Source organism: Companilactobacillus nantensis DSM 16982 (assembly GCF_001435815.1).
GTDB lineage: Bacteria > Bacillota > Bacilli > Lactobacillales > Lactobacillaceae > Companilactobacillus > Companilactobacillus nantensis.
Map to the genome: position 1 here is coordinate 1 of NZ_AZFV01000049.1, position 10623 is coordinate 10623.

A 10623-nucleotide genomic window follows, 5' to 3' on the forward strand; every position below is an offset into this window, starting at 1 on the left:
CTCGCTTTTGAACCTTGAGAAAACCGCTCAAGTTTCAAAAGTCGTCCGTGCTGTAAGAGCAAAAATCGTGCTCTAACACCACCATCACAGCATAACTCCATAACTCTCACCCTCCGGCTAGTGGGACTGCTGCAGCTTTATTACTATGATTCGGAAGCAAAAAATTTGGGGGCGTCTTCAAGCTGTCCTTTTTCAAGTCTTAAGCTGGAATTATACAATTGGTACATTTTAAATCTACTGTTTTGTCATTTATGAAAATTATTTTAGGATGATAATAAACAAAATTAAATTTATATAGTTTGGTTTGTGAGTACAAAATAGTTAACCATAATTGGAAATTTTGTTAGGCTGTTTAAGTCATATATGGTAGTAATTTTGTCAGATTATTGTTCTTTTTGAAGTTCAAAATTAGGTTCTAAGGGATAGGCTAACTGTGGATTGATTTTCTCATCATTGGTGGAAAATACTGACGGGAGAAATTTGCAGAAACTTATCAATTCGTTTTATAATTGGAAACAATAAAATATAGGATATAAAAAATGAAAAAATTTAAAATAATTTCTATCATAATTGGTATAATTTTAGTCATAATTTTGGGAATTGGTGGTTTATTTGTTTATCGAACCCAAGAATCGCTGAAATCGTTGGATACCAATAAGAATAGTGTTTCTAAAAAAATCGATCAGAGTAAACCTTTTTCTATCTTGTTACTGGGAGCTGATACTGGGACTGATGGCCGGGTTGATCGTGGTAATTCGGATACTATGATGTTATTGACGCTCAATCCTCAAAAGAAGCAGACTGTCGCTTACTCGATTCCCCGTGATGCTTTGGCTGAGATGGTGGGAGATAGTCCGAAAAATGTTCAAAAAATCAATGCAGCTTACAATATTGGCTTGTCTAAGATGGCCAAAAAGACTGTTGGTAGTTTGTTAGGTGTGCCTGTGGATTATCATGTGGCTATTAATATGGAGGCTTTGGAAAGAACTGTTGATTTTGTCGGTGGAGTGACTGTTACTAGTCCAATGAATGTTTCTTTTGATGGCGTAACGATTCCTAAGGGAACGCATCATTTGAATGGTAAAGAAGCGTTAACTTATGCTCGAATGCGTTATCAAGACCCTCGTGGTGATTATGGTCGGCAAATTCGTCAGCAACAAATCCTTCGGGCTGTTGTTAAGAAATTAGAGCAACCGAAATATCTTGTTAAAGTGCCTGATTTAATCAAAAAGTTGGGTAGTGATATCAACACTGATTTAACAACGTCTCAAATTGATCAAATCATTTTGAAATATCATAGCAGTGCCAAGAAGATGGAATTTAACCAAATTCAAGGACAAACAGCATGGATTAACGAAAGTTCGTATCAAATTTTACCAACTTCGACAATGCAAAGTGCTTCAGATAAATTACGTGCTAATCTTGGTTTGGAACAACAGACATTGGATAATACTGAAACACGCTTGAATGCAAAGAATCCGGCTTTCTTTGCGAACGAAGATGATACTGACTATGACACTTTTGATTTAGATACAGTTCATTATTCAAATAACACATATTAAAAATATGATTTTTACTAAAAAAGAATACCCATGAGAAAAAATTCTCGTGAGTATTCTTTTTATTATCCATTTAACTAAAGATTGAAAGAATCAAAACATACTTTAACTCTTGATATTCTAGTCATCATTGACGAAAAAATAATCAAGCCAAACAAGTAATATTCCAATTTATTTATGTTTAATCAAAACCCAAAAATAAACTAGCCGGAAGAAGCAATAATTTAGGTCGCTGTGAAGGTGGCGTTGGCGCTTTAGCGCCTACACCACGGGACGAGTTTTGAAACTCGCGTTTTGTGCGAGGTTCAAAATCGAGCCGAAAGACCTTGGCTTTCGACGGTCCCCACAGCGACCTAAATTTCTTGCTTCTGGAGGCGAACTACTACTATCTCCACAGCATATTTAACTTTCAACTATTTTAATCAATTATAAAGTGATGTCAGCAGTCAGACGACTTGTTTGGTATGGAAAACGGGATTCTGAAATTTCGAATGGTTGACCATCATCGAGGTAGCTCAATTGATTAATTACAAGCACCGGTTCACCAATCTTTTTGGCAATACCTGTATCGACATCGGTGTGGTCAGCTTTGTCAGCGTGAACGATACGGTGTGTCCCTTCGATGCTGAGTCCTTCTTGTTGTAAGTGTCCATAAATAGATTTTTCCAAAATATCTTCGGTCAGAGTTGTAATAGCAGTTGGCATGATAGTGTGTTCATAGGCGAAGATTTTTCCATTGACGTAGCGAACTCGACGGATGACGTAGACTGGTTCGGTTGGCTGGATAATTAACTTATCAGCTTCATCTTTGGTGGGAATCCGGGCTGACAATTCTAAAACTTTACTAGTGACAGTTTTACCTTGATTGGTCATAGTGGCACCAAATGGTTTATCAATTGGTGAAACTTTTCCGAAATTATCGCTATGTTGGTTGGGCACGTAGTCTTTACGTACGTAAGTACCAGATCCACGTTTAGAGTAAACCATACCCTCAACCATTAACAATTGGAGTGCTTTGTGTACAGTGATTCTGGTTGTATTAAAGTTTTTAGCAATTTGATTTTGATCAGGCATCAATTCTCCAGGTTCGTACTGACCGTTTTGAATTTGATGCCTTAAAGTGTTTGCGACTTCTTTGTACTTGTATGCCATAAGTAAATATCCCCCTAGACCATTTCAGTAATAGTTTAGCATTAATGAGCAACAATTTCCGTCTCTTTTAAAAGTATATACTTATTTTTAATGAGACGTTTACATTATGCTGTTTTGTGGTATGCTGAAACCGTATTCATAAAGAAGGGCGGATGAATCATGACAAATAAATTGCCAGAGGATTTCTTTTGGGGAAACTCTACTTCGAGTATGCAAACTGAGGGTGCTTGGAATTTAGATGGTAAAGGAAAGTCAGTTTATGATATTAAAGAAGCGACTGAAAATACTTCTGATTGGCATGATGCCATTGACGAATATCACCGTTATGAAGAGGATATCAACTTGATGGCTAATCAGGGGATGAATTTTTATCGGTTCCAAATTTCTTGGAGTCGGGTAGACCCTGAAGGTAATGGAAATTTCAACGAAGCTGGAATCGAATTTTACGATAAGTTGATCAATGCTTTGTTAAAACGTAATATTACGCCAATGATTTGTCTGTATCATTTTGATATGCCATTGAAATTAGCTGAAAAGTACAATGGCTTTTTATCACGGCCAGTGGTCAGTGCTTTTGTTAGATATGGAATTGAAATGGTGAAACGCTTTGGTGACCGAGTTAAATATTGGATTACCTTTAATGAACAAAATTTGTACCATACGAGTGAAGCTTTTAATATTTCCGGTTATTTGAAAGGTGACAAAACGATTGATGAAATGTACCAAATTAGCCATCACGTCATGTTAGCTCATGCAGGAGTGGCTAATTACATTCATCAAAAGACCGATTGTTTGATTGGTGGGATGCTAGCTTATAGTGAAGTTTATCCAGCGACACCAAATCCACGGGATGTTTTGTATGCCCGTCAAATTAATGAATTTTTAAACCGGAATTTGTTGGATTCCTTTGTTTATGGTCGTTATTCACATGAAGTAATGACGTACGTTAGAAATCACAAGATTGAAATGGACTATCAATTAAATGACGATGAGACATTGATTCAAGTTACTTCTGACTTTTTGGCATTTAGTTATTATCGGAGCGAAACCATTAGCGCTGATGATGTGCCCGCTGGGACAGTACCTAATCAGTACTTGGAGTATGGTGCCAAAGAGAATCCATTTTTACAAACATCTGAATTTGGTTGGCAAATCGATCCGTTAGGTTTTCGCGATATCTTGACGAAAGTTTATAACGAATATGGTGTGCCAATGTTTCCGATTGAAAATGGGATTGGCATTCGTGAAGAATATACTGGGTCTGAAATTCAAGATGATTACCGGATTAATTATTTACGTGACCATATTCAAGCGATGAAAGATGCCATTTTGGAAGATGGCGTTGAAGTTTTAGGCTACTTAGGTTGGGGATTGATTGATATTCCTAGTTCTAGCGGCAATATGGACAAGCGTTATGGCACTGTTTTTGTCAATCGAACTAACCATGATTTGAAAGATATGGAACGCATACCTAAGAAAAGTTATTGGTGGTTAAAGCAAGTTATTGAAAGCAATGGAGCTAACTTGGACAATTTAATTCCAGCCAGTTCACGTTAAAGAGCCGTCTCCAGAACCGAGAAAACTTTAACTGGCTATGCGGACCGATTCGAGCCAAGGTCTCGAATCTCGGTTTGAAGCCTCGCAAAAACCGCGAGTCTCCAAACACGCCCGGTGGTGTAAGAGCTAAAGCTCTAACGCCACGTTCACAGCCAGTTAAAGTTTCTCGATTCTTCCGACTAGTTTCTTTTAGAAATTTAATTTTCGTAGGCTGTGGAAGTGTATGAAACTATGATAAATTCACTACAAAGATACGTATGCAATTTAAATTGACAATAAAAAATTAATTACAAATATAAATATTAAATAAAGAGTATCTAACTAAACTCGAAATTTGGTTAGTACTCTTTTTATTTTGAAAAGATTAATGTATTTTCATGAAAATATACTATACCAGATTTTGAACACATGTGTTTAACGTTGATAGACAGCTAAAACTAATGTGATAATAATCACAAAAATAGGTTGTTTTGATTAAATGTAAGCGTTAACATGAAAATGAAATGTGTTTGGAGGTGGACAGAATTGATGACTGTTGAAGATATTAAGACGATGCAACGATTTCATAATCCGGTGTCAATCGGTGATATTAAAAAAGCTGCCCAATTGATTCATCAGGTTGGTCGGGTGACGCCCTTGATTCAATCGATGTTCTTGAGTCGTGATGTGACTGGTGGGGAAGTTTATTTGAAACTTGAGAATATGCAGCTGACTGGTTCGTTTAAATTTCGCGGTGCTTTTAATAAAATTAATCACTTGAGCGCTGCGGAAAAAGCTCGTGGCGTGATAACTGCTTCGGCTGGTAACCATGCTCAGGGTGTGGCTTTGACGTCTAAGTTGTTAGGTATTAAATCAATTGTCGTGATGCCACATGGTGCTCCGTTAGCCAAACAACAGGCTACTGCTGGCTATGGAGCCACAGTTGTTTTGCATGGTGATACTTTTGATGAAGCTCACCAATTCATGGAAGAAGAAGCTGCGCAAAAAGGTTATACGATTGTTGATCCATACGATGATGTGGATGTGATTGCTGGTCAAGGTTCGATTGGTTTGGAAATTTTGGAACAACTGCACGATGTTGAAACTGTGATTGTTCCTGTTGGCGGTGGCGGTTTGATTTCTGGTATTGCCACGGCTATTAAAGCGATTAATCCTGATATTCATTTGATTGGTGTGCAGTCTGAAAATGTTCACGGGATGACAGCATCGTATCAAGCTGACGAAATAACGACGTATGGTGTTGGTAAGACTTTAGCTGATGGGACGGCTGTTGCTACACCAGGTCAAATAACGTTCCCAATCACTAAAAATCTGGTTGATGAAATGATTTTAGTTAGTGAAGATGAGATTTCGACGGCCATGAAAGATTTATTACAACGTGCCAAAGTAGTGGCTGAAGGAGCTGGAGCTTTGCCAACGGCTGCTTTAGAAGCACACAAGATTGATCCTAAGTGGCTCGAACATAAGAAAGTCGTAGCATTAGTTTCTGGGGGCAATGTCGACCTTGAACGAGTGGCAACTAATATCGATCATTTTGTTGGATAAGGGTGTCTTAAAAATTGGAGAACGCGTATCATAAATGATATAAAGAAATTTTTAATTGGGGGATAAAAAATGACAGAACTCGATCGTATCGAAGCATCAGCTTGTACATCAATTATGGTAGGTAAGAAAGCTTCAATGGACGGAGCAACTTATATTTCAAGAAACGAAGACCGTATGTTGGCAATTGAACCAAAACGTGTCATCGTGCAACCAGCTGTTTCTGGACGTCATGAAACATATGTCTCACCTTATAACAATATGACGGCACCATACCCAGAAAGTGGTTACCGTTATACCGCTACACCAAGTACTAATCAAAAGACCGCCGGTCCCAATGAAGAAGACGGGTTTAATGAGAAAAATGTTGGTATGAGTGCGACTGAGAGTGTTTATGCCAATGAAAAAGTTTTAGCTTTTGACCCATATGTTAAAGATGGTTTAGCCGAAGATTCATTAGCAACCTTAGTATTGCCATACATCGATTCAGCACGTGATGGTGTGAAGTATTTAGGCGATTTAGTTGCTAAATATGGTTCCGCTGAAGGTAATGGTTTGCAATTCAACGATAAAGACGAAGTTTGGTATATGGAAGTTGTTACAGGCCACCAATGGGTTGCTGTCAGAATTCCTGATGACAGTTACGCCGTTGCTGCCAATCAAGTTGCTATCCAAGATATCGACTTTAACGACCCAGAAAACTACATGTGGGCTGATGGGATCCAAGAATTTGTAACTGAAAACAATTTGAACCCTGATTTTGACCGTTGGGATTTCAGACATATATTTGGAACAGACACTGAACAAGATCACCATTACAACACACCACGTGTCTGGTTCGCTCAACGTTATTTGAACCCATCAATTCAGCAAGAACCAGAATCACCAGAACTTCCTTTCATTAGAAAAGCTGAAAAGAAAATTGCTGTTGAAGATATCCAATATATTTTGAAGTCACACTACAATGAAACAAAATATGACCCAATGGGCAGCGGTTCAGACCACGACAAACGAACATACCGTGCCATTTCATTATCAAGAACAGCTAACTCACACATTTTACAAATGAGAGATTCAGCAAAAAATGGAGCTGCCGGTGTCGAATGGACAGGCTTTGGAATTCCAAGCTTCTGCCCACACGTACCATTCTTTACCAATGCCAATGACGTAGACGAATCATATAATTATACGCCAGATAAGCTAGATATGAAGAGTGCTTATTGGATGTACGAAACACTAGCAATGGTTGTCGAATCACATTACAAGGAATTTGTTGAACCAAACTTGGACTATCAAAAAGAATTGTCATCATGGGCCAGAAGAAAGATTGCTGAAGTAGACAAGAAAGCAGTCACAATGAAGGGCACTGAATTGACAGATTACTTAACAGAACAAAATAAAGAAATTATCAAACATTATAATGACGCAACCAAAGCTCATATTGCAGATTTGGTTACTAAAGGAACAGAGTTATCGAAGTTAACATTTAAGATGGATCCCAATCTCTAGAGAGCGGAGCAGGCCCGGGAATTTCCGAGCATTTTCGTAGGACTGTGAATTGCACACCGGTTTTGTGTGCGATTTACAGTCCTATGAAAAGCGGAAGAAATTGGCCTGCGTAGCTCGTTTTAGAGCCGCTGCAGTCATATGGTCTAAAAAAACACAGCATATATATAAGAACCAAAAACCGACAAATACCATAAAAAAAATACCTCCCAAACCAACCAAGGTAGGTGTAAAAGGTATTTGTCGTTTTTTTGTCTAAAGGTTGAAAGGCTCAAAACATAGTTTAAGTCTTGGTACTCTAGTCATCATTGACGCGAAAATAGCCAAACTAAACAGTAATACTCCAATTTATTTATGATTAATCCAAAACAAAAATACTAAACTAGCCGGAAGAAGCAAGAATTTAGGTCGCTGTGAAGGTAGCGTTATAGCTTTAGCTATTACACCACGGGACGAATTTTGAAACTCGTGGTTTGTGCGAGGTTCAAAATCGAGATTGAAGACCGTTTTTTGGCTTCAATCGGTCCCCACAGCGACCTAAATTTCTTGCTTCTGGAGGCGGCCTATTACAAACTTCACATCATATTTAACTTTCAACTTTTAGTTATTAAATAAAAATAATAATGAATTACAACATCAATAATTGTAAAATTTAATTATTGAATACAAAGAGGTATGTGCCATGAAAGATGTGCGTTTTAAAAGTGTTTTTGACATTATCGGACCGGTAATGGTGGGTCCTAGCAGTTCCCATACAGCTGGAGCCGCCAGAATCGGAAAAGTGGTTCACGATATTTTCGGAGAGAAACCAGAAAAAATTACCATTGATCTCTATGAATCTTTTGCTAAGACATATCGTGGTCATGGAACAGATGTCGCCATCGTCGGTGGTCTTTTGGGAATGGAACCAGATGATGAGCAACTAGCTGATTCTTTGAAAATTGCCTACGAACAAGGTATCAAGGTAGCTTTTGTACCCAAAAGCGATAAAGTTGACCACCCTAATACTGCCAAAATCACTTTAGTTAAAGGCGACCACGAGCTGTCTGTAACAGGCGTTTCAATCGGTGGCGGAAATATTCAGATTTCTGAAATTAATGGTTTTAAGATGTCATTGAGTTTGGGAACACCAACTTATATCACTGTTCATCAAGATATTGCTGGAATGATTGCCAAAGTAACTGACGTCTTTTCTAATTTCAATATTAATATCGGAACGATGACTGTTACGCGTGCTTCTAAAGGTGAAAAGGCCATTATGATTATCGAGGTTGATGAACGTCGTGACCGTCCAGAAATTTTGAGCAAACTAAAAGCCTTGCCTAACGTCGATAACGCAACGTATTTTGAATAATAGGGGATTACAAGATGTTTTATACAATTAAAGAATTAGTTGAAAAAAGTGCTGATTACGATTCAGTGGCTGACTTGATGATCCAAACAGAAATGGAAAATACGGATCGTAGTAAAGAATTTATTCGTTCGCAGATGGAACGTAACCTGGAAGTTATGGAAAAATCAATTGAACAAGGTATTGCTGGAGTTAAATCAGTAACTGGTTTAACTGGCGGGGATGCTAAGCTGATGGATGCATACATTAAAAAGGGCGATTTCTTAAGTGGAGAGCCAATTTTGGAAGCCGTCCGTAACGCTGTAGCGGTCAATGAAGTTAATGCCAAAATGGGATTGATTTGTGCCACACCAACTGCTGGTAGTGCTGGAGTTTTAGCCGGGGTACTAGTAGCAACAAGGGATAGACTTCATTTAACACGTGATCAACAAGTGGATTTTCTTTTCACAGCTGGAGCTTTTGGACTGGTTATTGCAAATAATTCCTCAATTGCTGGAGCGGAAGGCGGCTGTCAGGCTGAGGTTGGTTCAGCGGCCGCTATGGCATCAGCTGCCTTGGTTTGTGCTAAAGGTGGAACGGCGCAACAAGCCGCTGAGGCTATTTCTATTACGCTCCAAAATATGATGGGACTCGTTTGTGATCCCGTGGCCGGTTTAGTTGAAGTACCTTGTGTTAAACGTAATGCACTTGGTTCTTCACAGGCAATGATTTCGGCAGATATGGCCTTGGCAGGAATTAAGAGTGTTATTCCAGTTGATGAAGTTGTCGAAGCGATGCATAAAGTTGGACAACAAATGCCTTCAATCTTTAAAGAAACTGCTGAAGGTGGATTAGCAACAACACCAACTGCCTTGAGATTGAAAAAAGAGATTTTTGGTGATTAAAACAAAAAAATCACCCAAGATAGGTGATTTTAGTTTTTTACCATGCAACGGGTCCATTAATATTTGTAAATGTTGCATTATCTTTGTTTTCAAAATCGGTAGCTAAAGCAATTGTACGTTTAATTCCTACAGTAATTGGTTTAGCGCCCATTTCACGAGCTTGTTCTGGAGTAGCACCGCCAAATTCAGTGGCTACCATACCAGGGTCAATTGCGTTAACTGTAATTGGTAAGTTATTTCGGCTCATTTCCTTGGCCAATTGAACGGTAAACATATTGGCAGCAGCTTTGGCAGATTGGTAACCAACCGCTACGGCACGATAAACTTCGGATTGGGGATTTAGGGCTTCTGTTTTAGATCCCATCATACTGGAAATATTAATTATTTTAGCTTGAGGAGCTTTCTTTAATAGTGGCATCATTTTTTGTGTCACATCGATTAATCCAAAATAGTTAACTTCGAAATCTTTTCGAAGCAATTCTTGTGAAATTTGGGATGGTTCCATTCCAAAGTCAAAAACACTGCCGGCATTATTTATTAAAGTTGTTAAATAACCATATTTTTTTGCTAATGTATGAGCAGCGGCAGTAACTGAAGTTGAATCAGTTACGTCTAGTTGGATAGCATCTAGTTTTAGACCCTCAGAATTAAGCTTTTCAACAGCTGCAAGACCATTATCTAAATTACGTGAACCGATAATAACTTTTTGACCAGATGTTGCCAAACTTTTTGCAATTGCAAGTCCCATACCGCGATTGCCTCCGGTAACAAGGGTAATGACTGAATCATTTTTCATAATATATATACCTACCTTAACTGGAATGTTGAACAGCTTATCACGCTGGTGTTACACTAGCGCAAGCAAAAAAATAAAAAAGTGGTGGTCATTATTTATTCAATTAAAACTGTGGCAGAAAAGTATGATGTTACATACGATACTTTAAGATATTATGAAAAAATTGGGTTGCTACAAGATATTAAACGAAATTCTCAGGGACAACGAGAATACTCTGATGCTAATTTAAATAGTCTTAATAAAATTATTCATTTACGCGTGGTGCTAGTTGATTTG

General features: G+C 38.2%; 9 protein-coding genes. 7 read left to right on the plus strand and 2 right to left on the minus strand.

Annotated features, from left to right (window positions below; genetic code table 11):
- Positions 1-539: 539 nt before the first annotated feature.
- Entirely contained in the window at positions 540-1562 is a 1023-nt protein-coding gene (locus FD31_RS13075; RefSeq protein ID WP_057893229.1) for an LCP family protein, read from the plus strand.
- 423 nt (positions 1563-1985) lie between these two features.
- Here the strand turns inward: FD31_RS13075 and FD31_RS13080 are convergent, their stop codons facing one another.
- Positions 1986-2711 (minus strand): GntR family transcriptional regulator, encoded by a 726-nt coding sequence (locus tag FD31_RS13080; RefSeq protein ID WP_057893230.1) that lies wholly within the window; start codon positions 2709-2711, stop codon positions 1986-1988.
- Between the two features lie 159 nt (positions 2712-2870).
- On the opposite strand from FD31_RS13080, the gene FD31_RS13085 reads away from it, so the two are divergent.
- The 5 genes from FD31_RS13085 (at position 2871) to sdaAA (ending at position 9551) form a co-directional block, all read left to right on the plus strand.
- On the plus strand, positions 2871-4268 hold the full coding sequence (locus FD31_RS13085) for a glycoside hydrolase family 1 protein (protein ID WP_057893231.1): 1398 nt from the start codon (positions 2871-2873) through the stop codon (positions 4266-4268).
- 552 nt (positions 4269-4820) lie between these two features.
- Positions 4821-5813 (plus strand): bifunctional threonine ammonia-lyase/L-serine ammonia-lyase TdcB, encoded by a 993-nt coding sequence (gene tdcB / locus FD31_RS13090; protein ID WP_201782118.1) that lies wholly within the window; start codon positions 4821-4823, stop codon positions 5811-5813.
- Positions 5814-5882: 69 nt separating this feature from the next.
- On the plus strand, positions 5883-7319 hold the full coding sequence (locus FD31_RS13095) for a C69 family dipeptidase (protein WP_057893233.1): 1437 nt from the start codon (positions 5883-5885) through the stop codon (positions 7317-7319).
- 679 nt (positions 7320-7998) lie between these two features.
- Positions 7999-8670, plus strand: a complete 672-nt coding sequence (gene sdaAB / locus FD31_RS13100) for an L-serine ammonia-lyase, iron-sulfur-dependent subunit beta (protein WP_057893234.1) — start codon at positions 7999-8001, stop codon at positions 8668-8670.
- 14 nt (positions 8671-8684) lie between these two features.
- Complete coding sequence (sdaAA, locus tag FD31_RS13105) at positions 8685-9551, plus strand: L-serine ammonia-lyase, iron-sulfur-dependent, subunit alpha (protein WP_057893235.1); 867 nt, start codon at positions 8685-8687, stop codon at positions 9549-9551.
- A 37-nt stretch (positions 9552-9588) separates the two neighbouring features.
- Here sdaAA and FD31_RS13110 read toward each other — a convergent pair whose 3' ends face one another.
- Positions 9589-10347, minus strand: coding sequence for an SDR family NAD(P)-dependent oxidoreductase (locus FD31_RS13110; protein ID WP_057893236.1), 759 nt, complete (start codon positions 10345-10347; stop codon positions 9589-9591).
- Positions 10348-10428: 81 nt separating this feature from the next.
- Between FD31_RS13110 and FD31_RS13990 the strand changes: the two genes are divergently transcribed.
- Positions 10429-10623: MerR family transcriptional regulator (locus FD31_RS13990; RefSeq protein ID WP_157049171.1), on the plus strand; the 195-nt coding region annotated here is incomplete at its 3' end.

Coding starts and splice junctions, on each gene's coding strand:
- FD31_RS13085 (WP_057893231.1), top strand. CDS start 2,871: ATGACAAATAAATTGCCAGAGGATTTCTTTTGGGGAAACTCTACTTCG.
- FD31_RS13075 (WP_057893229.1), top strand. CDS start 540: ATGAAAAAATTTAAAATAATTTCTATCATAATTGGTATAATTTTAGTC.
- tdcB (WP_201782118.1), top strand. CDS start 4,821: ATGCAACGATTTCATAATCCGGTGTCAATCGGTGATATTAAAAAAGCT.
- FD31_RS13110 (WP_057893236.1), bottom strand. CDS start 10,347: ATGAAAAATGATTCAGTCATTACCCTTGTTACCGGAGGCAATCGCGGT.
- FD31_RS13080 (WP_057893230.1), bottom strand. CDS start 2,711: ATGGCATACAAGTACAAAGAAGTCGCAAACACTTTAAGGCATCAAATT.
- FD31_RS13095 (WP_057893233.1), top strand. CDS start 5,883: ATGACAGAACTCGATCGTATCGAAGCATCAGCTTGTACATCAATTATG.
- sdaAB (WP_057893234.1), top strand. CDS start 7,999: ATGAAAGATGTGCGTTTTAAAAGTGTTTTTGACATTATCGGACCGGTA.
- sdaAA (WP_057893235.1), top strand. CDS start 8,685: ATGTTTTATACAATTAAAGAATTAGTTGAAAAAAGTGCTGATTACGAT.